Below are 24,530 nucleotides of genomic sequence, written 5' to 3'. Positions count from 1 at the left end.
ATAGGAGACATCCATGCAAGTTCTTCTTCCTCCCGGCTGGCCGCGCCCCAAGGGCTATGCCAACGGCGTCACCGCGCGCGGCCGCATGGTGTTCGTGGCCGGCATGATCGGCTGGGACGCCCAGGGCCAGTTCCACACCGACGACCTGGGCGGCCAGGTGCGCCAGGCGCTGCAGAACATCGTCGAGGTGCTGCAAGCCGGCGGCGCCAAGCCCGAGCACATCGTGCGCATGACCTGGTACGTGACCGACAAGCGCGAGTACGTGGCAGCCTATCCCGAGATCGGCAAGGCCTTCCGCGAGCTGATCGGCAGCTTCAACGCCGCGATGACGGCGGTGGAGGTGTCGGCGCTGGTCGAGGACCGCGCCAAGGTCGAGATCGAAGTGACGGCGGTGGTCCCGGACTGAGCATGGCCCTGGCACTGCCCCACGGCTACGCGCGCCAGCAGGACATCGACGAGGCCTACGACCCGCTGGTCCGCGCCGCCGACGCGGCCGCCGCGAACCGGCATTTCGCCGAGCGCAGCGCGGAGGCCCGGCGCCTGCTGCCGCACCGCCTGGGCGTGCCCTACGGCCCCACGCTCGCCGAGACGCTGGACATCTTTCCGGCCGCGCAGCCCGGCGCGCCGGTGTTCCTCTTCCTCCACGGCGGCTACTGGCGCGCCCGCGCCGCGCGCGACTTCCACGGCGTGGCCCTGGGCCCGTACGCGCTGGGCTGCACCACCGTGCTGGTGGACCACGCGCTGTGCCCGTCCGTCACGCTGGACGAAGTCGTGCGCCAGGTGCGCGCCGCGGCCGCCTGGACCCTGCGCCACATCGCCGGCCACGGCGGCGACCCGCGCCGCATCGTGATCGGCGGCCATTCCGCCGGCGGCCAGCTGGGCGCGATGCTGCTGGCCACGCGCTGGCGCGAGGACTACGGCCTGCCCGACGACCCGTTCGCCGGCGCCGTGCTGGTCAGCGGCGTGTACGACATCGCGCCGCTGCGCTACAGCTACCTGCAGCCGGCGATCCAGCTCGACGAAGGCTGCGTGCAGCGCTGCTCGCCGCTGCGGCAGGTGCGGCCCTGCGCGACGCCGCTGCTGCTGGCCTGGGGCGGGGCCGAGCAGGACGCCTTCGCCCGGCAGTCGCAGGGTTTCCACGATGCCTGGCGGAAGGCCGGCAACCGCGGCGAGCTGCTGGCGCTGCCGGGGGCGGACCATTTCCAGGCGATCGAAGGCTTCGAGCAGCCCGGCAGCGCGCTGTGCGCGGCGCTGCAGCGCATGGCCGCAGGCGTACCGCCGCCGTCGCCGTGACCGCGGTCACTGGAAGGTGCGTCCGTGCGGCGCCACGGTGGCGGCGCGCGGGCGCCGCCGTGCCCGGCAGGAGAAAACACGATGACCGGGATTGCGCGCACCACCCATGGCCGGCCTGCTGGGCGCCGCGCTGCCGGCCTGCTGGCCGCCGCGGCCGGCGCCGCGCCGCGGTACGCGGCCGACCTGGCCGATCCGCAGGGCGACGGGGACTACCTGGCGCCGTCCAAGACCTCGGACATCGCGCGGCTGCGCGTGACGGTCGAGGGCGGCCAGGTCCTGTTCCGCATGGCCTTCTACGCCGGGACCATGGCGCCGTCCTCGGTGCGCATGGGGTTCGAGCTCGACACCGACCGGGGCCTCGCCACCGGCGACGCCTCGCGCGGCCTGCTGGGCGTGGACCACTACATCGCTACATCGCGACCGCGCTCGCCGACGGCAGCGTCGCCTGCCTGATGCAGGACGTCGGGCCCCGGCTGGCAGGCTGTCGGCAGCGCGCCGGTGCAGTCCGGCCCGGAATGGGTGCAGTACGGCTGCGACCTCGCCCTGCTCGGCGGCGACGACGGCCTGATGGACGTCTACGGCTACGTGCCGTCCCGGCTGTCCGACAACGCGTCCTCGCCCTTCACCGACACGGTACTGGGCAGCACCCGGGCCGTGCAGGCCGTGCCGGAGCCCGGCATGGCGGCGCTGTGGGCGGTGGCCGCGCTGGCCGTGGCCGAGCGGCCGCGTGCACGGCCGCGGCGCGGCGGAGCGCGTTGACGACTCCGCTTACTCCGGCTGGATCCCCGCCGCCTTCGCCACCTTGCCCCACTTGACCATTTCGCTCTGGATGAAGGCGGAGAACTGCGCCGGCGTGCCGCCGACCGGTTCCACGCCGGCGGCCAGCATGCGCTCGCGCACGTCGGGCAGGGCCAGGATGCGCGTGGTCTCGGCCGCCAGCTTGGCGACCACCGGCGCGGGCGTGCCGGCCGGGGCCAGCAGGCCGCCCCAGGTGCTGGTCTCGTAGCCGGGCAGGCCGGACTCGGCCACCGTGGGCACGTCCGGCAGCGCCGCCAGGCGCTGCGGCGTGGTCACGGCCAGCGCGCGCAGCTTGCCGCCCTTGATGTGGGCGCTGGTCGCGGCCAGCGTGTCGAACATGATCGACACGCGCCCGCTCATCAGGTCCGGGTGCGCCAGCGTGCTGCCCTTGTAGGGGATGTGCTGCATGTCCAGCCCGGTCATGCTCTTGAACAGCTCGCCGGAGAAATGCGGCGCGCCGCCGTTGCCGCTGGACGCGAAGCTGAGCTGGCCCGGGTGTGCCTTGCCGAAGGCGACGACGTCCTGCACGCTCTTGAACGGCGCGTCGGGCGCGACCACCAGCACCAGCGGCACCGTGTGCGTCTGCACCACCGGCTCGAAGCTCTTGAGCGTGTCGAACGGCAGCTTCTTGAACATGCTGGGGTTGATCGCATGGCTGCTGGCCACCAGCGCCAGCGTGTGGCCGTCCGGCGCGCTCTTGGCCACGAACTCGGTGCCGATCACGCCGGTGGCGCCGGTCTTGTTGTCCACGACCACGGGCTGGCCCCAGGCCTCGGTGTACTTCTGGCCGATCAGCCGCGCCGCCAGGTCGATCGCGCCGCCGGGCGAGGCCGGCACGACGATGGTGATGGGCTTGCTGGGGAAGTTCTGCGCGAAGGCCGGTGCGGCGGCCAGGGCCAGCGCGGCGGCAGCCCGTGCGAAGGTGCGTCGTTGCATGTCGTCTCCTCGTTTTTTGGGGGGATCAGCGCCCGCGGGCCGTGCGCCAGGCGGCGAAGTCGGTGCGGCTGTGTTCGTCGGTGGGCGGGTACAGGCCGAGGATGGAGCGGCCTTCCAGGACCTTTTCCTGCACGAAGTCCTCGAACACCGTCATCTCGGTGGCTTCGGCGGCGATCTCCTCGGCTAGGTGCGCCGGGATCACGACCACGCCCTCGGCATCGCCGACGACCACGTCGCCCGGGAACACCGGCGCGTCGCCGCAGCCGATCGGGCCGTTGATCTCGATCGCCTCGTGCAGCGTCAGGTTGGTCGGCGCGCTGGGGCGGCTGTGGTAGGCCGGCATCGCGTACCGGGCGATGTCCGGGCTGTCGCGGAAGCCGCCGTCGGTCACCACGCCGGCCACGCCGCGCTGCATCAGCCGCGCCACCAGGATGCCGCCGGCCGAGGCCGCGCGCGCGTCCTTGCGGCTGTCGATCACCATCACCGCGCCGGGCGGGCATTCCTCCACCGCCTTGCGCTGCGGGTGCGCGCGGTTCTGGAACACCTCGATGCCGTTGCGGTCCTCGCGCGCCGGCATGTAGCGCAGCGTGAAGGCCTCGCCCACCATGTTCGGCAGGCCGGGGTTCAGCGGCAGCACGCCCTGGATCATCTGGTGGCGCAGGCCGCGCTTGAACAGCGCGGTGCACAGCGTGGCGGTGCTGACCTTCGTCAGCCGGTCGCGGGTCTCGGGGGTCATGGATGTCTCCAGGTCAGAAGATGTCGGGCTCCGGCACGGGCTGGCCGAAGGTGGTTTCCAGGAAGTCGAAGTCGCAGCCCTCGTCGGCCTGCTTGATGTGGCGCCCGAACATCCAGCCGTAGCCGCGCTCGTAGCGCGGTGGCGGCGGCGTCCAGGCGGCGCGGCGCGCGGCGAGCTCCTCCTCGCCGATCTCCAGGTGGATCGTGCGGGCCGGCACGTCCACGGTGATGCGGTCGCCGGTGCGCACCAGCGCCAGCGGGCCGCCGATGGCCGATTCGGGCGAGCAGTGCAGCAGGCAGCCGCCGTAGCTGGTGCCGCTCATGCGCGCGTCCGACAGGCGCAGCATGTCCTTCACGCCCTGCTTGAGCAGCTTGGTCGGGATCGGCAGCATGCCCCACTCGGGCATGCCGGCGCCGCGCGGGCCGGCGTTGCGCAGCACCAGGATGTCCGCGCCGGTCACGTCGAGGTCCGGGTCGTCCACGGCCTTCTTCAGCGCCGGGTAGTCGTCGAACACCAGCGCGCGGCCGGTGTGGCGCAGCAGGTGCGGCGCCACCGCGCTGGGCTTGATGACCACGCCGTCCGGCGCCAGGTTGCCGCGCAGCACCGCCAGCGCGCCCTCGGCGTAGATCGGGTTGTCCAGCGGGCGGATCACGTCGTCGTGGTAGACCTCGGCGCCGGCGATGTTCTCGCCCAGGGTCCGGCCGTTGACGGTCAGTGCCTCGGGCCGCAGGTGCACGCGGATGCGCTCGAGCATCGCGCGCAGGCCGCCGGCGTAGAAGAAGTCCTCCATCAGGTAGGCGTCGCCGCTGGGCCGGATGTTGGCGATCACCGGCACGCGGCGGCTGAAGGCGTCGAAGTCGTCCAGGCCGACGGGGTGGCCGGCGCGGCGCGACATCGCGATCAGGTGGATGATGGCGTTGGTCGAGCAGCCCATGGCCATCGCGCAGGCGATGCCGTTCTCGAAGTTCGCGCGCGTCAGCATCCGGGCGGGCGTGAAGTCCTCCCAGACCATCTCGACGATGCGCCGGCCGCATTCGGCGCTCATGCGCACGTGGTTGGCGTCGGCCGCCGGGATGCTGCTGGCGCCCGGCAGCGTCAGGCCCACGGCCTCGGCGATGCCCATCATCGTGGCGGCCGTGCCCATGGTCATGCAGGTGCCGTGGCTGCGCGCGATGCCGGCCTCCATCTCCTTCCAGGCCTGGTCCGGCAGGCGGCCGGCGCGGCGCTCGTCCCAGTACTTGAAGGCGTCCGAGCCCGAGCCCAGCACCTTTCCCTTCCAGTTGCCGCGCAGCATCGGGCCGGCCGGCAGGTAGACGAAGGGGATGCCCATGCTCAGCGCGCCCATGGTCAGGCCCGGCGTGGTCTTGTCGCAGCCGCCCATCAGCACGGCGCCGTCCACCGGGTGGCTGCGCAGCAGCTCCTCGGTTTCCATCGCCAGGAAGTTGCGGTACAGCATGGTGGTGGGCTTGACCATGCTTTCCGACAGGCTGATCGCCGGCAGCTCCAGCGGAAAGCCGCCGGCCTGGAAGATGCCGCGCTTGACGTCCTCCACGCGCTGCTTGAAGTGCGTGTGGCACTGGTTCGCATCGCTCCAGGTGTTGACGATGGCGATGACGGGCTTGCCCTGCCAGTCGGCGTAGTCGTAGCCCATCTGCAGCACGCGCGAGCGGTGGCCGAAGGAGCGGAAGTCGTCGGGGGCGAGCCAGCGGGCGCTGCGCAGCGTCGCGTAGGCGCGTTTCGTCATGGGAGTCTCCTCGGGGGAAGGTCTTGTGCGGCGGATTGAAACACTAATATATTAGTACGTCAATGGGAAAATCCAACCGATGAACGCGCTGCCCAAGTTCCGCCTGGACCGCACCCGCCTGGCCACGCCGCAGGTGCTGGAGACCCTGCGCGAGGCCATCGTGTCGCTGGAGCTGGCGCCCGGCGCGGCGCTGGCGCGGGCCGAGCTGGCGGCGCATTTCGGCGTGAGCCAGACGCCGGTGCGCGAGGCGCTGCTGCGGCTGCACGAGGAGGGGCTGGTCGACGTGTTCCCGCAGCACGCCACGCTGGTCAGCCGCATCGACCTCACAGCCGCGCGCCAGGCGCATTTCCTGCGGCGCTCGATCGAGCTGGAGCTGGTGCGCGAACTGGCGCTGCAGACGCCGGCCGGCCTGGTGGACGCGCTGCGCGGGCAGATCGCGCTGCAGCAGGCGCTGGCCGAGGCCCAGCACTACGGCGAGTTCGTCGGCGCCGACCGGCGTTTCCACCAGCTGCTGTACGAGGCCGGCGGCATGCCGGCGCTGCACGGCCTGGTCGCCCGCGTCTCGGGCCACGTGGACCGGCTGCGCCGGCTGCACCTGCCCACGGCCGGCAAGACGGCCTCGATCCTGCGCGACCACCGCGCCATCGCCGACGCCATCGCCGCCGGCGACCCGCAGGCCGCGCAGGAGGCGCTGCGCCGCCACCTGTCGGGCACGCTGTCGTCGGTGGAGGCGATCCGGCGGCAGTACCCGGACTACGTGGTGGACGGGGGCTGAGCGCTTCCGCGGCCGGCGTCGGCATGACCGCGGACGGGCGGCCTACAATCGCGCCTTCCCAAGGAGCGTTGCAGCGGGCCGGATGCGAGGCGGCCCGTCAGGCTTGGGACCGCATCCGCAACGACGCTCACCGGCCCCTTCGATGGATGCCCAGGTGAGACCATGACGACGCCCGATTCCGCTGCTTCCTCTTCCGCCACCGACGCCGGCGCGCCGCCGCCGATGCGCCTGTCCGGCCTGGAGCCGGTGTCCATCGGCGCCGGCACGCTGTTCGTGAACGTCGGCGAGCGCACCAACGTGACCGGCTCCAAGGCCTTCGCGCGCATGATCCTGAACGGCGCGTTCGAGGACGCGCTGGCCGTCGCGCGCCAGCAGGTCGAGAACGGCGCCCAGATCATCGACGTGAACATGGACGAGGCCATGCTGGACAGCAAGGCCGCGATGGTGCGCTTCCTGAACCTGATCGCCGGCGAGCCCGACATCGCGCGCGTGCCCGTCATGGTGGACAGCTCCAAGTGGGAGGTCATCGAGGCCGGCCTGCGCTGCCTGCAGGGCAAGGGCATCGTGAACTCGATCTCGATGAAGGAAGGCGTGGAGGAGTTCAAGCGCCAGGCGCGGCTGGTGCGGCGCTACGGCGCGGCGGCCGTGGTGATGGCCTTCGACGAGGTCGGCCAGGCCGACACCTTCGCGCGCAAGACCGAGATCTGCGCGCGCGCCTACCGCATCCTGGTCGACGAGGTGGGGTTCCCGCCCGAGGACATCATCTTCGATCCGAACATCTTCGCCGTCGCCACCGGCATCGAGGAGCACAACAACTACGCGGTCGACTTCATCGAGGCCGTGCGCTGGATCAAGCAGAACCTGCCCGGCGCCAAGGTCTCCGGCGGCGTGTCCAACGTCAGCTTCAGCTTCCGCGGCAACGACCCGGTGCGCGAGGCCATCCACACCGTGTTCCTGTACCACGCGATCCAGGCCGGCATGGACATGGGCATCGTCAACGCCGGCATGGTCGGCGTCTACGATGACCTGGAGCCGCAGCTGCGCGAGCGCGTGGAAGACGTGGTGCTGAACCGCCGGCCCGACGCCGGCGAGCGCCTGGTCGAGATCGCCGAGAGCGCCAAGGGCGCCGCCAAGGACGACGGCCGCAAGCTCGAATGGCGCGCTGGCAGCGTGCGCGAGCGCCTGTCGCACGCGCTGGTGCACGGCATCACGGACTTCATCGTCCAGGACACCGAGGAGGCCTATCAGGAGGTGCTGGCCCGGGGCGGCCGCCCGCTGCACGTGATCGAAGGCCCGCTGATGGACGGCATGAACATCGTCGGCGACCTGTTCGGCTCCGGCAAGATGTTCCTGCCGCAGGTGGTCAAGTCCGCCCGCGTGATGAAGCAGGCCGTGGCCCACCTGATCCCCTACATCGAGGAGGAGAAGAAGCGCGACGAGGCGGCCGGTCGCGACGTGCGCTCCAAGGGCAAGATCGTAATCGCCACCGTGAAGGGCGACGTGCACGACATCGGCAAGAACATCGTCACCGTCGTGCTGCAGTGCAACAACTTCGAGGTCGTGAACATGGGCGTGATGGTCCCGTGCCACGAGATCCTGGCCCGCGCCAAGGTCGAGGGCGCGGACATCGTGGGCCTGTCGGGCCTGATCACGCCCAGCCTGGAGGAAATGCAGATCGTGGCCGGCGAGATGCAGAAGGACGAGCATTTCCGCCTGCGCAAGATCCCGTTGCTGATCGGCGGCGCCACCACCAGCCGCGTGCACACGGCCGTCAAGATCGCGCCGCACTACGAGGGGCCGGTGGTCTACGTGCCGGACGCCTCGCGCAGCGTGGGCGTGGCGCAGAGCCTGCTGTCCGAGCAGGCCGCCGGCTACATCGCCGAGCTGAACGCCGACTACGAGAAGGTGCGCCGGCAGCACGCCAACCGGAAGCAGGCGCCGCTGTGGCCGCTGGCCAAGGCGCGCGCGAACAGGACGCCGATCGACTGGGCCGCCTACCGGCCGACGAAGCCGAAGTTCATCGGCCGCCGCATGTTCAGGAACTTCGACCTCGCGGAGCTCGCCAGGTACATCGACTGGGGCCCGTTCTTCCAGACCTGGGACCTGGCCGGCCCGTTCCCGCAAATCCTGAAGGACGAGATCGTCGGCACCGAGGCCCAGCGCGTGTTCAGCGACGGCAAGCGCATGCTGCAGCGGATCATCGAGGGCCGCTGGCTCACGGCCAACGGCGTGGTCGCGCTGTACCCGGCCGCCTGCGTGGACGAGGACGACATCGCGTTCTACGCCGACGAATCACGCCGCGAGCGCGTGCTGACCTGGCACGGCCTGCGCCAGCAGACCGAGAAGACGGCGGTGGACGGCGTGATGCGGCCGAGCCGCTGCCTGGCGGACTTCGTGGCGCCGGCCGGCAGCGGCGTGGCCGACTACGCCGGCCTGTTCGCGGTCACCGCCGGCATCGGCGCCGAGGCGCGCGAGCGGCGCTTCGCCGCGGACCTGGACGACTACTCCGCCATCCTGTTCAAGGCGCTCGCCGACCGGCTGGCCGAGGCCTTCGCCGAGTGCCTGCACCAGCGCGTGCGCACCGACCTGTGGGGCTATGCGGCGGACGAGTCGCTGGACAACGAGGCCCTGGTGCGCGAGCAGTACCGCGGCATTCGCCCCGCGCCGGGCTACCCGGCCTGCCCCGAGCACAGCGTCAAGCGCGAGATGTTCGCGCTGCTGCAGTGCGAGGACATCGGCATGGGCCTGACCGAAAGCCTGGCCATGACGCCCGCGGCCAGCGTCAGCGGCTTCTACATCGGCCATCCCGACAGCACCTACTTCAACGTCGGCCGGATCGGCCCCGACCAGCTGGAAGACCTGGCGCGCCGCCGCGGCGTGGCCGTGGCCGAGCTCGAGCGCGCACTGTCGCCGCAGCTGTAGGCCGGCGGGCGAGCCGCCCGCTTCCCCGATGACACGTCGTTTCGGCCGGCGCCTTGGGCTGCGCGCCGGCCGTTCATCGCCCTGACTTTGCGCGGTTCGTGCAGGCGCGGTGCTGCGCCGACCTGGGCGGATTCACGGCGGCGCAACCAAAAATTTCACGATACGGGGTGTTTGCAAGGGAACTTTTCACGCTTGCTGACATTTTGTATCGGCCTTGGCCTACGAAAACCCCTAAGATGCCCCTACACCTGTTCTTCTGTTCATGCAACGCTCATATTGGCAGAAATGATGAAAAACAAACCGATCTCGGAGCCTTCCAAGCGTTTTGGGGAATTTTTCCGCATTTCTCCTGCGCTGGACCCCCAGTCCAGGGATGAAGTGCATTTCGTGCGCCACGACGTGTATGCACGCGAACTGGGCTTCGAGCCGGTGCGCGCCAGCCAGCGCGAGACCGACCGCTACGACCGGCATTCGCTGCACTGCATCGTGCGTACCAACGACGACGACGTCCGTCCGGTGGGCTGCGCGCGCCTGGTGCTGACCGATCCGGAGGACCGCAACCGGCCGCTGCCGTTCGAGGTTGCCTGCCGCGCGACGCTGGACCGCAGCATCATCGACCCCGCCGCGCTGCCGCGCGAGAAGGTCGCCGAAGTGTCGCGCCTGGCCGTGATGGGCGAGTTCCGCCGCCGGCGCGGCGAGCTGAACCGCGCGGTCGCGCTGTCGGACAAGGACAGTGCGGGCCACCCGGTGGCGCGCTTCCCGAACATCCCGGTCAGCCTGTACTTCGGCGCCGTGGCGCTGGCCCAGCGCGCCGGCATCGAATACCTGTTCACGCTGACCGAGCCCCGGCTGGCCCAGCACTTCCGCCGCGGCGGCGTCAAGATCGAGCAGATCGGCGCGCCGATCGAGCACCGCGGCCAGCGCATCCCGTCGCTGATGCGGGTGTCCGAGCTGTACGGCAGCCTGCGTGCGATGGTGCGCCCGATCTGGCACGAGGTGCACGCGCAGATCGAGACCAGCTACCTGCTGCACGACGCGATCGCGCGGGCGCTGGCGGCCGATCCGGTCCAGGTCTGAACGGCCGCACCCCGGCCGGGGTGCCAGTTACGTTCACTTTCAGTCAGGCGCCGCGCAGCGCGCGGCGGTACTGCACGGCCTCGGCCACGTGGGCGGCGTCCAGCCGCTCGCTGCCCTCCAGGTCCGCGATCGTGCGCGCGACCCGCAGCACCCGGTGGATGCTGCGCGCCGACCAGCCGAGCCGGGCCGCGGCCTGGTTCAGGAAGCGGCCGGCCTCGTCCGTGCGCGCCGCATGGCGCTCCAGTTCCCGACCTTCCAGCGCCTGGTTGCTGCGGCCCTGGCGCTGCAGTGCGCGCTCGCGTGCGGCGGTGCAGCGCGCGCGCACGCTGGCCGTGCTTTCGCCGGCCGGCGCCTCCAGCAGTTCGCCGGATGACAGCGTGGCCATCTCCAGGTGCAGGTCGATGCGGTCCAGTAGGGGCCCGCTGAGCCGGGCCTGGTAGCGCGCCACCTGCTCCGGCGTGCAGCGGCAGGCCTGGTGCGTGGCGCCGTGGTAGCCGCAGGGGCAGGGGTTCATCGCGGCCACCAGCAGGAAGCGGGCCGGGAACTCGGCGCGGCGCGCGGCCCGCGCGATCGCCACGCGGCCCGTCTCCAGCGGCTCGCGCAGGGCTTCCAGCGCCGCGCGCGGAAACTCCACGAACTCGTCCAGGAACAGCACGCCGTGGTGCGCCAGCGAGATCTCGCCGGGCCGCGGTGGCGAGCCGCCGCCGACCAGCGCCACCGCGCTGGCCGTGTGGTGCGGGCTGCGCGTGGGCCGCCGCATCCACTGGGCGGGCGTGAAGCTGCCGGCCAGGCTGGCGATGGCGGCGCTCTGCAGCGCCTCGTCGGGCTGCATCGGCGGCAGCAGGCCGGCGAAGCGGTGCGCCAGCATGGACTTGCCGCAGCCCGGCGCGCCCATCAGCAGCAGGCTGTGGCCGCCGGCGGCGGCGATCTCCAGCGCGCGCTTGGCGGCGGCCTGCCCCTTCACGTCGGCCAGGTCGGCATGCGCGGCCGCCGGTGCCGGCGGCTGCGGCGCCAGCCGGGCCCAGCCTTCGTCGGCGGGCGCGGGCGCCCCGTCCGGCTGCAGGGCGGCCACCACGTCCAGCAGGTGGCGGGCGCGCACCACGTCCATGCCCGGTACCAGCGCGGCCTCCTCGGCGCTGCCGGGCGGCAGCACCAGCGTGGTCCGCACGCCCTGCTGCCGCAGCGCCAGGCTGACGGCCAGCGCGCCGTGCACCGGGCGCAGTTCGCCGGACAGCGACAGCTCACCCGCGAACTCGTGCCCGGCCAGCCGGGCCGGGTCGACCTGGCCGCTGGCGGCCAGGATGCCCAGCGCGATCGGCAGGTCGAAGCGGCCGGAATCCTTGGGCAGGTCGGCCGGCGCCAGGTTGACCGTGATGCGCTTGTTGTGCGGGAAAGCCAGCCCCGCGTTCAGGATGGCCGAGCGCACCCGCTCGCGCGCCTCCTTCACCTCCACCTGAGCCAGCCCCACGAGCGTGAAGCTGGGCAGGCCGTTGGCCAGATGCACCTCGACCGTGACGGCGGCGGCCTCCAGCCCCAGCAGGGCACGGCTTTGCACCAAAGACAGGCTCATCGTTGCGTTCCTCCCTATTCGGGTGCGCTTCGGGCCGGCTTGGGGATTGCACAGGCCTGGTGCACCAAACGCGTGCCCCGGACCCTTGTATCCGCTTGTTACGCGCGCCGTCGAGCGTATCCAAATCGGCGCGCGCTGGCCCGGTACTGCTTGGCACGCTCCATGCAATAGGTGGGCAGTACGCGATTTCACATCGGAGAAGCACCCATGAACGTGAGCATTTCGAAGAGCCTGGCCGCTGCCGGCCTGGCGTTGTCGGGCGTGGCATTCGCCCAGAGCGCCACGCCGGCCCCGGACTACACCCTGAGCTACAACGCCGGCGTCGTGACCGACTACCGCTACCGCGGCCTGACGCAGTCGCGCCAGCAGGCCGCGCTGCAGGGCGGCATCGACTTCGCGCATTCCAGCGGCTTCTACCTGGGCGCCTGGGCCTCGACGATCAAGTGGGTCAAGGACGGCGGCGGCAACGCGCCGCTGGAAACCGACTTCTACGGCGGCTACAAGGGCACGGCCGGCGACATCGGCTACGACGTGGGCATCCTGCGCTACCAGTACTTCAACCACGACCTGGAATCCAGCCCCAACACCACCGAGCTGTACGGCGCCGTGACCTACAGCCTGTTCACGCTGAAGTACTCGCACGCGATCAGCGACCTGTTCGGCTTCGACAACAGCAAGAACAGCTGGTACCTGGACCTGTCCGCCGCGTTCGACCTGGGCAACGGCTGGTCGCTGACGCCGCACATCGGCTACCAGAAGGTCAAGGTCGATGGCGACTACTCGTACTACGACTACTCGCTGACGCTGGGCAAGGACCTGGGCAACGGCTGGTCGGCTTCGGCCGCGCTGGTCGGCACCGACGCCAACCGGGCCAACTACCGCACCGTCAACGACAAGTTCGCGGGCAAGACCATGGTCGTGGTCGGCCTGAAGTATGCGTTTTGATTTTCTGTTTCTGAGGAGCCAGCCATGAAACTCGTCACGGCGGTCATCAAGCCGTTCAAACTGGACGAAGTGCGCGAAGCCCTGTCGGGCATCGGCGTGCAGGGCATCACGGTGACCGAGGTCAAGGGCTTCGGGCGCCAGAAGGGCCACACCGAGCTGTACCGCGGCGCGGAGTACGTGGTCGACTTCCTGCCCAAGGTCAAGATCGAGGCCGCGGTCGCCGACGACCTGGTCGAGCGCGTGATCGAAGCCATCGAGACCGCGGCGCGGACCGGCAAGATCGGCGACGGCAAGATCTTCGTGTACGACGTCGAGCAGGTCGTGCGCATCCGCACCGGCGAAACCGGCAAGGACGCGCTGTAAGCGTCCTCCCCTCCCCAACAAGACAACGGCAATGAAGAAATTACTTGCGTCCCTTCTCGTCGGCCTGGGCATGTGGGTCGGCGGAACCCTGGCCCTGGCCCAGCCGGCGGCCGAGCCGGCCCCCGCCGCGGCGCCTGCCGCCGAGGCGCCCGCCGCGGCCGCCCCGGCTGCGGCACCCGCCGCCGAAGCCCCCGCGGCCGAGGCGCCGGCGCCCAAGGTCGATTCCGGCGACACCGCCTGGATGCTGACCTCCACGCTGCTGGTGATCCTGATGACGATCCCCGGCCTGGCCCTGTTCTACGGCGGCCTGGCGCGTTCCAAGAACATGCTGTCGGTGCTGGTGCAGGTCTTCGTGATCTTCTCGCTGATCAGCATCCTGTGGGCCATCTACGGCTACAGCCTGGCGTTCTCGGGCGAGGGCAGCTTCTACGGCGGCTTCGACAAGCTGTTCCTGAAGGGCGTCACGACCGAGACCTTCGGCGCGCTGACCACGATCCCCGAATACGTGTTCGTCGCCTTCCAGGGCACTTTCGCGGCCATCACCGTGGCACTGATCGTCGGCTCCTTCGCCGAGCGCATCAAGTTCGCCGGCGTGCTGGTGTTCTCGGTGCTGTGGTTCACCTTCAGCTACGTGCCGATGGCCCACATCGTCTGGGGTGGCGGCCTGCTGGGCAAAGACGGCGCGCTGGACTTCGCCGGCGGCACCGTGGTGCACATCAACGCCGGCATCGCCGGCCTGGTCGGCGCCTACGTGCTGGGCAAGCGCATCGGCTACGGCCGCGAGGCCTTCACGCCGCACTCGCTGACGCTGACCATGGTCGGCGCCTCGCTGCTGTGGGTGGGCTGGTTCGGCTTCAACGCCGGTTCCGCCGGCGCGGCCAACGGCGCCGCCGGCCTGGCCTTCGTCAACACGGTGCTGGCCACGGCCGCGGCCACGCTGTCCTGGATCCTGGGCGAGAGCCTGCACAAGGGCAAGGCGTCCATGCTGGGCGCGGCCTCGGGCGCCGTCGCCGGCCTGGTGGCGGTGACGCCGGCAGCCGGCTTCGTCGGCCCGATGGGCTCCATCGTGCTCGGCCTGCTGGCCGGCCTGGTCTGCCTGTGGGGCGTGGGCGGGCTCAAGCGCATGCTCGGCGCCGACGACGCGTTCGACGTGTTCGGCGTGCACGGCGTGGGCGGCATCCTGGGCGCCATCCTGACCGGCGTGTTCGCGGCCCAGAGCCTGGGCGGCACCGGCGGCCTGACGCCCGACACCTTCTCGATGGGCGCGCAGGTCTGGATCCAGGTCAAGAGCGTGCTGTTCACCATCGTCTGGTCGGCCGTCGTCGCCTTCGTTTCCTACAAGATCGCGGACCTGACCGTGGGCCTGCGCGTGTCCGAAGAGGAAGAGCGCGAGGGCCTGGACATCACGTCGCACGGCGAGACCGCCTACAACCGTTGACGCGGCGCGCAGCGGCCCGCCGTGGCCGCTGTCGCCGGGACGAGCGAGTCTCCTGAAGAGGTTGGCCCGCGGTGCGCAAGCCCCGCGGGTTTTTTTCCGGCCGGCTTACCATCGCCCGCATGACCCACGATGACCTCGAGGAGATCGCCGAGCGCGTGCGTGCCGCCGCCAGCGCCGGCACGCCGCTGCGCATCGTCGGCGGCGGCAGCAAGGACGGCTACGGCCAGGCGCTGCAGGGCGAGGTGCTGGACGTGTCCGGCCACGCCGGCATCGTCGCCTACGAACCCAGCGAACTGGTCGTGACCGTGCGCTGCGGCACGCCGCTGGCCGAGCTGGAGGCCGTGCTGGCCGAGCGCGGCCAGTGCCTGCCGTTCGAGCCGCCGCACCTGCTGCCCGGCAGCGACAGCACGCAGGCCCGCCGCGCCACCTGCGGCGGCATGCTGGCGGCCGGCCTGTCGGGCCCGGCGCGGGCCAGCAGCGGCGCGGTGCGTGACTTCGTGCTCGGCGTCACCGTGCTGAACGGCCGCGGCGAGCGGCTGACCTTCGGCGGCCAGGTCATGAAGAACGTGGCCGGCTACGACGTCTCGCGCCTGATGGCCGGCAGCCTGGGCATCCTGGGCATCGTCGCCGAGATGAGCCTGAAGGTGCTGCCGGCCGCGCCGGCCGAGGCCACGCTGCGCTTCGACTGGCCGCAGGAGCAGGCGCTGCGCCAGCTCAACGCCTGGGGCGGCCAGCCGCTGCCGCTGAACGCCAGCTGCTGGCGCGAGGGCGAAGGCCTGACGCTGCGCCTGCGCGGCGCCGTGGCGGCGGTCGCCGCCGCCTGCGCCCGGCTCGGCGGCGAGCGGCTGGCGCCTGCCGCTGCCGCGGCCTTCTGGCAGGCGCGCCGCGCGCTGCGCATGCCCTGGGACGACATCGGCCACGCGCGCGACCTGTGGCGCCTGTCGGTGCCGCAGACCGCGCCGGTGCTGGACCTGCCCTGCGCGCCGCCGCTGGTCGAGTGGCACGGCGGCCAGCGCTGGCTGGCGGCCGCGCCGGACCAAGCCGCCCGGGTGCGCCAGGCCGCCCACGCCGCCGGCGGCAGCGCCACGCTGATGCTGGCCGCGCCCGGCGAGCGCAGCGGCGCCCGCGCCGCCGTGTTCGACGCGCTGCCGCCGGTGCTGATGCGCATCCACCGCGGGCTGAAGCAGGCGTTCGACCCGGCCGGCATCTTCAACCGCGGCCGCCTGTATCCCGACCTGTAGCGTCCTCCCCGGGCGGTCGCCGCCCCGCAAGGGGTTTGTCCAGATGGCGCCACCGGCCGGCCGCGCGATCATTCCTCTCCGGGCCCCCACCCCACCAGCACCATGCAGACCCAGCTCTCCCCCGAATACCAGGGCACGCCCGACGGCGTCGCCGCCGAGGCCATCCTGCGCAAGTGCGTGCACTGCGGCTTCTGCACCGCGACCTGCCCGACCTACCAGCTCCTGGGCGACGAGCTCGACGGTCCGCGCGGGCGCATCTACCTGATGAAGCAGGTGCTCGAAGGCGCCGAGCCCACGCGCGCCACGCAGCAGCACCTGGACCGCTGCCTGACCTGCCGCAACTGCGAGAGCACCTGCCCCTCCGGCGTGGACTACGGCCACCTGGTCGACATCGGCCGCAAGCTGGTCGACGCCAAGGTGCCGCGCCCGCCGAAGGAGCGCGCCGTGCGCTGGGCGCTGAAGGAAGGCCTGCCCTCGCCGGCGTTCGCGCCGGCCATGCGGCTGGGCCAGCGCGTGCGCGGCCTGCTGCCCGCGGCGCTGCGCGCCAAGGTGCCGGCGCCGCGCCCGGCCGGCGACTGGCCGCCGGCGCGCCACCATGCGCGCACCGTGCTGATGCCCGAAGGCTGCGTGCAGCCGTCCATGGCGCCGAACATCGACCGCGCCACGGCCCGCGTGCTCGACGCGGCCGGCATCGGCGTGCTGCGCGTGCCGGGCGGTGGCGGCTGCTGCGGCGCCGTCAAGTTCCACCTGGACGACCAGGACGGCGGCATGGCCCAGATGCGCGCCAACATCGACGCCTGGTGGCCCCACGTCGAGGGCGCCGGCGCGGTGCAGGCCATCGTCGTCAACGCCTCCGGCTGCAGCCTGATGGTCAAGGACTACGGCCACGCGCTGCGCCACGACCCGGCCTACGCCGCCAAGGCGCGCCGCATCAGCGCGCTCGCGCGCGACCTGGCCGAGCTGCTGCCGCAGATCGCCGAAGGCGTGGCGCCACGCCTGGCCGGCAAGGCGCCGGACGGGGTGCTGGCCTTCCACCCGCCGTGCACGCTGCAGCACGGGCAGAAGCTGCGCGGCGTGGTCGAGCAGCACCTGGGCGCGCTCGGCTTCGACGTGCGCGTGGCCGCCGCCGAGGCGCACCTGTGCTGCGGCTCGGCCGGCACCTATTCGGTGCTGCAGCCCGACCTGTCGCGGCAGCTGCGCGACCGCAAGCTCGGCCACCTGGATGCGCTGGCGCCGCAGGCCATCGTGTCGGCCAACATCGGCTGCATCACGCACCTGCAGAGCGGCACCGGCGTGCCGGTACGGCACTGGGTCGAGGTGCTGGACGAAGCGCTGGCGGCGGCCTGATCAGTCGGTCGCCAGCGCCGCCTCGATGTCGCCGGCCAGGTCCTGCGGCCGGGTCCGCGGCGCATAGCGCCGCAGCACCTGCCCGTCGCGGCCGACCAGGAACTTCGTGAAGTTCCACTTGACGGCCCGGGTGCCCAGCAGGCCGGGCGCCTCGCGCACCAGCCAGCGGTACAGCGGATGCGCGCCGGCGCCGTTGACCGCGATCTTCGCCATCATCGGGAAGTCCACGCCGTAGCGCTGCTGGCAGAACGCGCCGATCTCGGCATCGCTGCCCGGGTCCTGCCCGGCGAACTGGTTGCACGGAAAGCCCAGCACCGCCAGCCCCCGCGCGCCGTAGCGGCGGTGCAGCTCCTGCAGCCCGGCGAACTGCGGCGTGAAGCCGCAGGCGCTGGCGGTGTTGACGATCAGCAGCACCTGCCCGCGCAAGCGCGCGAGCGGCAGCGGCCGGCCGGCGATGTCCAGGGCGTCGAAGTCGTAGGCGCTCGCCATCGGGCTCCCCGCTCAGACGTGCGTGTGGTCGTTGCGCGCGATCTCCAGCAGATGCTCCACCTCGTCCGTGTGCACGCGGCAGTTGTGCCGGTGCCAGTACTGGATCACCAGCATCATGGCGGCCACGACCACGCCGAACACCGTGATCGCGCCGTAGGCCGACAGGCCCAGGCCGGTGGACAGGCTGTAGAACGCGCCCAGGCCCAGGATGCAGGCCTGCTCGTTGAAGTTCTGCACCGCGATCGAGCGTCCCGCGCCCATCAGGTTGTGGCCGCGGTGCTGCAGCAGCGCGTTCATCGGCACCACCAGGAAGCCGCCCAGCCCGCCCAGCGCGATCAGGAACGGCGCGGCCACCCACACGTTGTCGATGAAGTTCATCAGCACCACCAGCACGCCCATCGCCACGCCCAGCGGCATCACGCGCGTGGCCATGTCCAGCTTCATGCGCAGCGAGGCCAGGATCGCCCCGGCCGCGGTGCCGATCGCCACCACCCCCACCAGCGAGGACGCCCGCGTGGTGCCGTAGCCCAGCGCTACCGCGGCCCAGGCCAGCACGATGTAGCGCAGGTTGCCCGAGACGCCCCAGAACAGCGTCGTCGTGGCCAGCGAGATCTGGCCCAGCCGGTCCTGCCACAGCCGCGCGTTGCAGCGCCAGAAGTCCGGCAGCAGCGCCAGCGGGTTGCGCGGCATCGGCCGCATCGGCACGCCGGTGTGCGGGATGCGCGTGTTGATCCAGGCCGCCAGCGCGTAGACGAACACCAGCACGCCGATCGCCGCCTCGGCCGGCGTGTCGATGCCGGTGTCCATGCCGGGGAAGTCGAAGGCCAGCAGCCAGTCCGACACCGTGTGCCCCACCAGCTGGCCGCCCAGCAGCACGCCCAGGATGATGGAGCCGATCGTCAGCCCCTCGATCCAGCCGTTGGCCTTGACCAGCTGCGAGGGCGGCAGCAGCTCCGTCAGGATGCCGTACTTGGCCGGCGAGTAGGCCGCCGCGCCCAGGCCCACGATGCCGTAGGACAGCAGCGGATGGCTGCCGAACAGCATCATCAGGCAGCCCACCACCTTGATCGCGTTGCTGACGAACATCACCCGGCCCTTGGGCATGGAGTCCGCGAACGCGCCGACGAAGGGCGCCAGCACCACGTAGAACAGCGCGAACATCGGCACCAGCGCGGCACGCTGCCAGTCCGGGGCGCCGGCGGAGCGGAGCAGTTCGATGGCGGCGATGAACATCGCGTTGTCGGCCAGCGACGAGAAGAACTGGGCCGACATGATGGTGTAGAAACCGCGCTTCATCGCATGTCGTCGGGGCGATCGGCAGGGCGTCCGATCGGTAGGTGTGGGGGCTGTCTCGTCGTTTCGGCCGGCGGTTATATCACGCGGCCAATGCGAGAATTCGACGATTCCCCGACCCGCGACGCGCCGATGCCCCGTCCCATTCAGGCCACCATCCACCATGGCGCGCTGCGCTGCAACCTGGCGCGCCTGCGCCGCGCCGCCGGCGATGCGCGCGTGTGGGCCGTCGTCAAGGCCAACGCCTACGGCCACGGCATCGAGCGCGTGTTCGAGCCGCTGCGCGCGGCCGACGGCTTCGCGCTGCTGGACCTGGCCGAGGCCGAGCGCGTGCGCGCGCTCGGCTGGCGCGGCCCCATCCTGCTGCTCGAAGGCGTGTTCGAGCCGCGCGACCTGGAGCTGTGCTCGCGGCTGGACCTGTGGCACGCCGTGCACTGCGACGCGCAGATCGACTGGCTGGCCGCGCACAAGACCCAGCAGGGCCACCGCGTGTTCCTGAAGATGAACACCGGCATGAACCGCCTGGGCTTCGCGCCCGCGCGCTACCGCGCCGCCTGGGCGCGGCTGGCGGCGCTGCCGCAGGTCGACGAGATCGCGCTGATGCAGCACTTCAGCGACGCCGACGGCCCCAGGGGCATCGCCGCGCAGCAGGCCGCGTTCGACGCCGCCACGCGCGACCTGCCGGGCGAGCGCAGCCTGGCCAACACCGCCGCGCTGCTGCGCCATGGCGGCGCGCCCGGCGTGTGCGCGGACTGGGTGCGCCCCGGCATCGCGCTGTACGGCGGCGCGCCCGACCATCCCGAGCACGACAACGCGCACTGGGCGCTGCAGCCGGCCATGACGCTGGCCTCGCGCCTGATCGGCGTGCAGGACCTGCAGCGCGGCGACAGCGTCGGCTACGGCTCGCGCTTCGTCGCCGAGGCGCCGATGCGCATCGGCGTCGTCGCCTGCGGCTATGCCGACGGCTATCCGCGCCACTGCGGCACCGGCACGCCGGTGCTGGTCGACGGCGTGCCCACGCGGCTGGTCGGCCGCGTCAGCATGGACATGCTGACGGTGGACCTGACGCCCGTGCCGCAGGCCGGCTTCGGCAGCGCGGTCACGCTGTGGGGCCGGGCCGGCAACGGCGCGGTGCTGCCGATCGACGCGGTGGCCGAGGCCGCGGGCACCGTGGGCTACGAGCTGATGTGCGCGCTGGCGCCGCGCGTGCCGGTGGGGGTGGACGAGGGCTGACGCCCCGGGCCGCGCGGGACGCGCGGGCGGTGGCCTGCGCTAGGAGCCGGGCGGCTGGATGCGCAGGATCTGCACGAAGCCCAGCGCGTCGCCGACGAAGGCGAGGCGGGCCGTGGCGTCGATGATGACGGCAGTGGGGGCGGCATCGGCCCAGTAGCTCGACAGCTCCGTACAACTGCGCAGGTCCCACAGGCGCAGCGTGCGGTCGTCCGACCAGGACAGCGCGCGGCCATCGGGCAGCAGCAGCGCGCCGTCGACCCCGTCCTCGTGGCCGGCCAGGGTGTGGTGCTCGCCGGGGCGCTGCAGGTCCCACAGGCGCAGCGTGCGGTCGTGCGACCAGGACAGCGCGCGGCCATCGGGCAGCAGCAGCGCGCCGAAGACCAAGCCTGCGTGGCCGGCCAGGGTGTGGTGCTCGCCGGGGCGCTGCAGATCCCACAGGCGCAGCGTGCGGTCGTCCGACCAGGACAGCGCGCGGCCATCGGGCAGCAGCAGCGCGCCGCCGACCCCGTCCTCGTGACCGGCCAGGGTGTGGTGCTCGCCGGGGCGCTGCAGGTCCCACAGGCGCAGTGTGCGGTCGTTCGACCAGGACAGCGCGCGGCCATCGGGCAGCAGCAGCGCGCCGTCGACCCTGCCCGCGTGGCCGGTCAGGATCTGGTGTTCGCCGGGGCGCTGCAGGTTCCACAGGCGCAGCGTGCGGTCGTCCGACCAGGACAGCGCGCGGCCATCGGGCAACAGCAGCGCGCCGCGGACCCAGCCCGCGTGGCCGGCCAGGGTGTGGTGCTCGCCGGGGCGCTGCAGGTCCCACAGGCGCAGCGTGCGGTCGTCCGACCAGGACAGCGCGCGGCCATCGGGCAGCAGCAGCGCGCCGCGGACTCTGCCCGCGTGGCCGGCCAGGGTGTGGTGCTCGCCGGGGCGCTGCAGGTTCCACAGGCGCAGCGTGCGGTCGTCCGACCAGGATAGCGCGCGGCCATCGGGCAGCAGCGCGCCATTGACCCAGTCCTCGTGGCCGGCCAGGGTGTGGTGCTCGCCGGGGCGCTGCAGGTCCCACAGGCGCAGCGTGCCGTCGTATGACCAGGACAGCGCGCGGCCATCGGGCAGCAGCAGCGCGTCGAAGACCAAGCCTGCGTGGCCGGCCAGGGTGTGGTGCTCGCCGGGGCGCTGCAGGTCCCACGGGCGCAGCGTGCCGTCGTATGACCAGGACAGCGCGCGGCCATCGGGCAGCAGCAGCGCGCCGTCGACCCCGCCCGCGTGGCCGGCCAGGGTGTGGTGCTCGCCGGGGCGCTGCAGGTCCCACAGGCGCAGCGTGCGGTCGTGCGACCAGGACAGCGCGCGGCCATCGGGCAGCAGCAGCGCGCCGAAGACCAAGCCTGCGTGGCCGGCCAGGGTGTGGTGCTCGCCGGGGCGCTGCAGATCCCACAGGCGCAGCGTGCGGTCGTGCGACCAGGACAGCGCGCGGCCATCGGGCAGCAGCAGCGCGCCGCCGACCCCGTCCTCGTGACCGGCCAGGGTGTGGTGCTCGCCGGGGCGCTGCAGGTCCCACAGGCGCAGTGTGCGGTCGTTCGACCAGGACAGCGCGCGGCCATCGGGCAGCAGCAGCGCGCCGTCGACCCTGCCCGCGTGGCCGGTCAGGATCTGGTGTTCGCCGGGGCGCTGCAGGTTCCACAGGCGCAGCGTGCGGTCGTGCGACCAGGACAGCGCGCGGCCATCGGGCAGCAGCAGCGCGCCGCGGACCCCGTCCGCGTGACCGGCCAGGGTGTGGTGCTCGCCGGGGCGCTGCAGGTCCCACAGGCGCAGCGTGCGGTCGTGCGACCAGGACAGCGCGCGGCCATCGGGCAGCAGCAGCGCGCCGCGGACTCTGCCCGCGTGGCCGGCCAGGGTGTGGTGCTCGCCGGGGCGCTGCAGGTCCCACAGGCGCAGCGTGCGGTCGTCCGACCAGGACAGCGCGCGGCCATCGGGCAGCAGCAGCGCGCCGCGGACCCCGTCCGCGTGGCCGGCCAGGGTGTGGTGCTCGCCGGGGCGCTGCAGGTCCCACAGGCGCAGCGTGCGGTCGTCCGACCAGGACAGCGCGCGGCCATCGGGCAGCAGCAGCGCGCCGCGGACCCAGCCCGCGTGGCCGGCCAGGGTGTGGTGCTCGCCGGGGCGCTGCAGGTCCCACAGGCGCAGCGTGCCGTCGTATGACCAGGACAGCGCGCGGCCATCGGGCAGTGCGAGGGCACCGTTCGCATCGCCGACCAGCACGGCCAGCGTCGCCCCTGGCGGCTGCAGCGCCGGCAGCGAGGGGAACAGGCCACTCGCCGCCTCGGCCAGCAGGCCCTGGCGTGCCAGCGCCTGCAGCGCTGGCGCCTCCGAGCGGCCGAGCCGGCCGAAGAGCTGCAGCGCCAGTTGTTCCGGCTGGGCCGCCAGCACGTGGCTCGAACGCTGGAGCGTGCGGGCCACGTGCTGCGCGGCCGAGTCCCTGGCGGCCAACGCGCCTTCGGCGACCAGCGCCGCCACGTCCGCGAGCGGCGGCATGCCGCGCGTCGCCGACGCCAGCCGGGCCTGCAGATAGTCCAAGTCCAGCCATGCGGCCTCCAACTCGCTGCGCCGCCCTGCCGCGACGAGGTGGGCCGCCAGCTGCTGCCAGAGGTAGGGCTCGTCGGGTGGCATGCGCGCCCAGCCGGCAGGCCCAGCCGGCAAGGCCCAGGCCCTGCGGTGCGCGTCCAGCAGGCGCCCGTGCAGGGCGCTCAGGTCTTCGCACCGCGCCAGCACGAAATCCTGCTGCAGATCGTGCAGCGCCACGCGTTGTGCGGCCCCCTCGCCCTGCAAGGTCAGCAGCGCCCGGCGCGCCAGCCGGCCCAGCAGGCGCTCCGACTCGGCCGGCTCCAGCCCCGCCATCGCCCACAGCCGGTGCACGGTGGCGGCCGGCACGGCCACTTCTTCGGGAAACACGGCCAGTTCGAGATAGCGGTCGCGTTCGGCGGCAGGCAGGCTGTCCACGCTGCGCCCCATGGATTCGTAGACGCGGCCGTACGGATGATGGTCCAGGAAACGCAGCCGCCCCCGTTCCAGCTGCTGTGCCAGGGTGGTCCACGACACGCCATTGGCCACCTGCGCGCCGGCCAGGGCCAGCGCCAATGGCAGCCCGCCGGTCTGTTCGATCACCGTGTCGGCCGCGGGTGGAAGCGAGGCCACGGGCTGGCCGGTCCAGCGCGCCAGCAGCGTGCGCGCGGCGGCGTCGGGCAGGCGCTGCAGCGCATGCGCCTGCGCGCCGACATGTACCAGTACGGCGGCGTCGCGCGTCGTCAGCAGCAGGCGACCCTGCGGCCCGACGACATCGAAGGCGCCGAAGTGGCGGGCGTCCCAGATGTCGTCGATCACCAGCAGCACACGGCGCTGCGCCAGCGCGGCCTTCAGCGCCTGCTGCGCGACGGGCACCTGGTCGGCCGGCGCGGCACCGGGCTGCAGCCGGCGCAACAGCTGGTTCTGCGCGGCCAGCAGGTCCGGCTGCTGGCCCAGCGTCACCCAGGCGATGCCGTCCGGAAACGCCTGGCGTACCGCATCGTCGTGGCACAGCATCTGGGCCAACACGCTCTTGCCCATGCCGCCCATGCCATGCAGGCCGACGCCGGCCGCCGCCGACGTCAGCCCCTGCGCCACGGCATCGCCGTGCAGCAGCCGCGCGCGCAGCGTGGCGAGATCCTCGGCACGGGCGACCAGGTTGCGCTGGTCCAGCGGCGGCACGTCGTACAGGACACCTCTCATGGCCTCGGCGGCAAGGCCGGCCAGGGCCAGAGGCTCGGCGACACGCCGCGCCGTGGCCGGTGCTGCGGCTGCCAACGGCGGCGCACCGAGCGCGTCGTAGATCTTGATCGCGACCTCGGTCAGCGAATCCTCGCGTTGCGCGTCCACCGTGCGGCTCAGCGGCGCTGCCGGGGAGTGCGTGAACTGGAACGCGCCGAGGCCGTGGTGCTGGATCAGGCGCTCGTCGCAGGGCCCGATCGGCACCGGCACCAGGGTCAGTTCACCGGAGTGCGCAGCGGCCACCAGGCGTGGCAGTTCGCGACCGCAGATGTACGGCGAGCCGAAGAAGTTGTGGTTCACCAGCAGCACGGCCACCTGGGTGCGGTCGATGGCGCCCTGGATCTGGCTGTCCCACTTGTCGCCGGTGCGGATGTCGCGGTCCGACCACGCCGCCAGCGCACGGCCCAGGGCGTACGGCTCCAGCCAGCGCAGGATCAGCCCCAGCCACCGTTCGCCTTCGGTGTCGTGCCGGTAGCTGAAGAACACCAGATCGCGTGCGGTCATCGCGGGAAAGCTCCTTGTCGTCGCCCCATGTTGCCGCAAGCCCCAG

At 72.3% G+C, this 24,530-nt stretch carries 20 protein-coding genes and 1 riboswitch; of the genes, 13 read left to right on the top strand and 7 right to left on the bottom strand.

Annotated features, from left to right (window positions below):
* The first annotated feature begins 13 nt into the window (after window positions 1-13).
* From QM782_RS06990 to QM782_RS06975, 4 genes are all read left to right on the top strand, one after another.
* Window positions 14-406 (top strand): RidA family protein, encoded by a 393-nt coding sequence (locus tag QM782_RS06990; RefSeq protein WP_415202192.1) that lies wholly within the window; start codon window positions 14-16, stop codon window positions 404-406.
* Between the two features lie 2 nt (window positions 407-408).
* Window positions 409-1,293: an alpha/beta hydrolase gene (locus QM782_RS06985; RefSeq protein WP_415202191.1), complete on the top strand. Its 885-nt coding sequence runs from the start codon at window positions 409-411 to the stop codon at window positions 1,291-1,293.
* Between the two features lie 81 nt (window positions 1,294-1,374).
* Complete coding sequence (locus tag QM782_RS06980) at window positions 1,375-1,746, top strand: hypothetical protein (RefSeq protein WP_415202190.1); 372 nt, start codon at window positions 1,375-1,377, stop codon at window positions 1,744-1,746.
* A 45-nt stretch (window positions 1,747-1,791) separates the two neighbouring features.
* Window positions 1,792-2,052, top strand: coding sequence for a hypothetical protein (locus QM782_RS06975; protein ID WP_415202189.1), 261 nt, complete (start codon window positions 1,792-1,794; stop codon window positions 2,050-2,052).
* 9 nt (window positions 2,053-2,061) lie between these two features.
* Here the strand turns inward: QM782_RS06975 and QM782_RS06970 are convergent, their stop codons facing one another.
* From QM782_RS06970 to araD, 3 genes are read right to left on the bottom strand one after another with little or no spacing between them, the layout of a single operon-like run.
* Window positions 2,062-3,027, bottom strand: coding sequence for a tripartite tricarboxylate transporter substrate binding protein (locus QM782_RS06970; RefSeq protein WP_415202188.1), 966 nt, complete (start codon window positions 3,025-3,027; stop codon window positions 2,062-2,064).
* 25 nt (window positions 3,028-3,052) lie between these two features.
* On the bottom strand, window positions 3,053-3,763 hold the full coding sequence (locus QM782_RS06965) for a ribonuclease activity regulator RraA (protein WP_415202187.1): 711 nt from the start codon (window positions 3,761-3,763) through the stop codon (window positions 3,053-3,055).
* Between the two features lie 13 nt (window positions 3,764-3,776).
* A complete protein-coding gene (gene araD / locus QM782_RS06960) occupies window positions 3,777-5,507 on the bottom strand; it encodes an L-arabinonate dehydratase (protein WP_415202186.1) in 1,731 nt (576 codons plus the stop codon).
* A 79-nt stretch (window positions 5,508-5,586) separates the two neighbouring features.
* On the opposite strand from araD, the gene QM782_RS06955 reads away from it, so the two are divergent.
* The 3 genes from QM782_RS06955 (at window position 5,587) to QM782_RS06945 (ending at window position 10,281) form a co-directional block, all read left to right on the top strand.
* Window positions 5,587-6,282, top strand: a complete 696-nt coding sequence (locus QM782_RS06955; RefSeq protein WP_415202185.1) for a GntR family transcriptional regulator — start codon at window positions 5,587-5,589, stop codon at window positions 6,280-6,282.
* Between the two features lie 54 nt (window positions 6,283-6,336).
* Window positions 6,337-6,418, top strand: a riboswitch (S-adenosyl-L-homocysteine riboswitch).
* Between the two features lie 86 nt (window positions 6,419-6,504).
* Window positions 6,505-9,204, top strand: coding sequence for a methionine synthase (gene metH / locus QM782_RS06950; RefSeq protein ID WP_415205605.1), 2,700 nt, complete (start codon window positions 6,505-6,507; stop codon window positions 9,202-9,204).
* A gap of 285 nt (window positions 9,205-9,489) precedes the next feature.
* A complete protein-coding gene (locus QM782_RS06945) occupies window positions 9,490-10,281 on the top strand; it encodes a PEP-CTERM/exosortase system-associated acyltransferase (RefSeq protein ID WP_415202184.1) in 792 nt (263 codons plus the stop codon).
* Between the two features lie 43 nt (window positions 10,282-10,324).
* On the opposite strand, the gene QM782_RS06940 is transcribed toward QM782_RS06945, so the two are convergent.
* Window positions 10,325-11,851: a YifB family Mg chelatase-like AAA ATPase gene (locus QM782_RS06940; RefSeq protein ID WP_415202183.1), complete on the bottom strand. Its 1,527-nt coding sequence runs from the start codon at window positions 11,849-11,851 to the stop codon at window positions 10,325-10,327.
* A 207-nt stretch (window positions 11,852-12,058) separates the two neighbouring features.
* On the opposite strand from QM782_RS06940, the gene QM782_RS06935 reads away from it, so the two are divergent.
* The 5 genes from QM782_RS06935 to glcF all read left to right on the top strand — a co-directional run bounded on the left by QM782_RS06935 (window position 12,059) and on the right by glcF (window position 17,185).
* Window positions 12,059-12,796, top strand: a complete 738-nt coding sequence (locus QM782_RS06935) for a TorF family putative porin (protein WP_415202182.1) — start codon at window positions 12,059-12,061, stop codon at window positions 12,794-12,796.
* A 24-nt stretch (window positions 12,797-12,820) separates the two neighbouring features.
* Window positions 12,821-13,159: a P-II family nitrogen regulator gene (glnK, locus tag QM782_RS06930; protein ID WP_415202181.1), complete on the top strand. Its 339-nt coding sequence runs from the start codon at window positions 12,821-12,823 to the stop codon at window positions 13,157-13,159.
* A gap of 31 nt (window positions 13,160-13,190) precedes the next feature.
* Window positions 13,191-14,597, top strand: a complete 1,407-nt coding sequence (locus QM782_RS06925; protein WP_415202180.1) for an ammonium transporter — start codon at window positions 13,191-13,193, stop codon at window positions 14,595-14,597.
* 119 nt (window positions 14,598-14,716) lie between these two features.
* Complete coding sequence (glcE, locus tag QM782_RS06920) at window positions 14,717-15,838, top strand: glycolate oxidase subunit GlcE (protein ID WP_415202179.1); 1,122 nt, start codon at window positions 14,717-14,719, stop codon at window positions 15,836-15,838.
* A gap of 102 nt (window positions 15,839-15,940) precedes the next feature.
* Window positions 15,941-17,185, top strand: coding sequence for a glycolate oxidase subunit GlcF (gene glcF, locus QM782_RS06915; RefSeq protein ID WP_415202178.1), 1,245 nt, complete (start codon window positions 15,941-15,943; stop codon window positions 17,183-17,185).
* Here glcF and QM782_RS06910 read toward each other — a convergent pair whose 3' ends face one another.
* The gene (locus QM782_RS06910) at window positions 17,186-17,674 is read right to left on the bottom strand and encodes a glutathione peroxidase (RefSeq protein WP_415202177.1); all 489 of its coding nucleotides are present in this window, start codon (window positions 17,672-17,674) and stop codon (window positions 17,186-17,188) included.
* Window positions 17,675-17,686: 12 nt separating this feature from the next.
* Complete coding sequence (gene lplT / locus QM782_RS06905) at window positions 17,687-18,970, bottom strand: lysophospholipid transporter LplT (protein WP_415202176.1); 1,284 nt, start codon at window positions 18,968-18,970, stop codon at window positions 17,687-17,689.
* 129 nt (window positions 18,971-19,099) lie between these two features.
* Between lplT and alr the strand changes: the two genes are divergently transcribed.
* On the top strand, window positions 19,100-20,200 hold the full coding sequence (gene alr / locus QM782_RS06900; RefSeq protein WP_415202175.1) for an alanine racemase: 1,101 nt from the start codon (window positions 19,100-19,102) through the stop codon (window positions 20,198-20,200).
* Between the two features lie 39 nt (window positions 20,201-20,239).
* On the opposite strand, the gene QM782_RS06895 is transcribed toward alr, so the two are convergent.
* Window positions 20,240-24,484 carry an NB-ARC domain-containing protein gene (locus tag QM782_RS06895; protein WP_415202174.1) on the bottom strand — a complete coding sequence of 1,415 codons (4,245 nt, stop codon included), beginning with the start codon at window positions 24,482-24,484 and terminating at the stop codon, window positions 20,240-20,242.
* Between the last annotated feature and the right edge of the window lie 46 nt (window positions 24,485-24,530).

Source organism: Pseudorhodoferax sp. (genome assembly GCF_047601025.1).
Classification (GTDB): domain Bacteria; phylum Pseudomonadota; class Gammaproteobacteria; order Burkholderiales; family Burkholderiaceae_C; genus Pseudorhodoferax.
The sequence above is the reverse complement of the archived record's forward strand: the minus strand, read 5'-3'. Positions and strand labels throughout refer to the sequence as shown.

Bases quoted from the DNA above. Each gene is read 5' to 3' on its own strand.
- QM782_RS06990 (WP_415202192.1), top strand. From the start codon at position 14: ATGCAAGTTCTTCTTCCTCCCGGCTGGCCGCGCCCCAAGGGCTATGCC.
- QM782_RS06985 (WP_415202191.1), top strand. From the start codon at position 409: ATGGCCCTGGCACTGCCCCACGGCTACGCGCGCCAGCAGGACATCGAC.
- QM782_RS06980 (WP_415202190.1), top strand. From the start codon at position 1,375: ATGACCGGGATTGCGCGCACCACCCATGGCCGGCCTGCTGGGCGCCGC.
- QM782_RS06970 (WP_415202188.1), bottom strand. From the start codon at position 3,027: ATGCAACGACGCACCTTCGCACGGGCTGCCGCCGCGCTGGCCCTGGCC.
- QM782_RS06965 (WP_415202187.1), bottom strand. From the start codon at position 3,763: ATGACCCCCGAGACCCGCGACCGGCTGACGAAGGTCAGCACCGCCACG.
- araD (WP_415202186.1), bottom strand. From the start codon at position 5,507: ATGACGAAACGCGCCTACGCGACGCTGCGCAGCGCCCGCTGGCTCGCC.
- QM782_RS06955 (WP_415202185.1), top strand. From the start codon at position 5,587: ATGAACGCGCTGCCCAAGTTCCGCCTGGACCGCACCCGCCTGGCCACG.
- metH (WP_415205605.1), top strand. From the start codon at position 6,505: ATGCGCCTGTCCGGCCTGGAGCCGGTGTCCATCGGCGCCGGCACGCTG.
- QM782_RS06945 (WP_415202184.1), top strand. From the start codon at position 9,490: ATGATGAAAAACAAACCGATCTCGGAGCCTTCCAAGCGTTTTGGGGAA.
- QM782_RS06940 (WP_415202183.1), bottom strand. From the start codon at position 11,851: ATGAGCCTGTCTTTGGTGCAAAGCCGTGCCCTGCTGGGGCTGGAGGCC.
- QM782_RS06935 (WP_415202182.1), top strand. From the start codon at position 12,059: ATGAACGTGAGCATTTCGAAGAGCCTGGCCGCTGCCGGCCTGGCGTTG.
- glnK (WP_415202181.1), top strand. From the start codon at position 12,821: ATGAAACTCGTCACGGCGGTCATCAAGCCGTTCAAACTGGACGAAGTG.
- QM782_RS06925 (WP_415202180.1), top strand. From the start codon at position 13,191: ATGAAGAAATTACTTGCGTCCCTTCTCGTCGGCCTGGGCATGTGGGTC.
- glcE (WP_415202179.1), top strand. From the start codon at position 14,717: ATGACCCACGATGACCTCGAGGAGATCGCCGAGCGCGTGCGTGCCGCC.
- glcF (WP_415202178.1), top strand. From the start codon at position 15,941: ATGCAGACCCAGCTCTCCCCCGAATACCAGGGCACGCCCGACGGCGTC.
- QM782_RS06910 (WP_415202177.1), bottom strand. From the start codon at position 17,674: ATGGCGAGCGCCTACGACTTCGACGCCCTGGACATCGCCGGCCGGCCG.
- lplT (WP_415202176.1), bottom strand. From the start codon at position 18,970: ATGAAGCGCGGTTTCTACACCATCATGTCGGCCCAGTTCTTCTCGTCG.
- alr (WP_415202175.1), top strand. From the start codon at position 19,100: ATGCCCCGTCCCATTCAGGCCACCATCCACCATGGCGCGCTGCGCTGC.
- QM782_RS06895 (WP_415202174.1), bottom strand. From the start codon at position 24,484: ATGACCGCACGCGATCTGGTGTTCTTCAGCTACCGGCACGACACCGAA.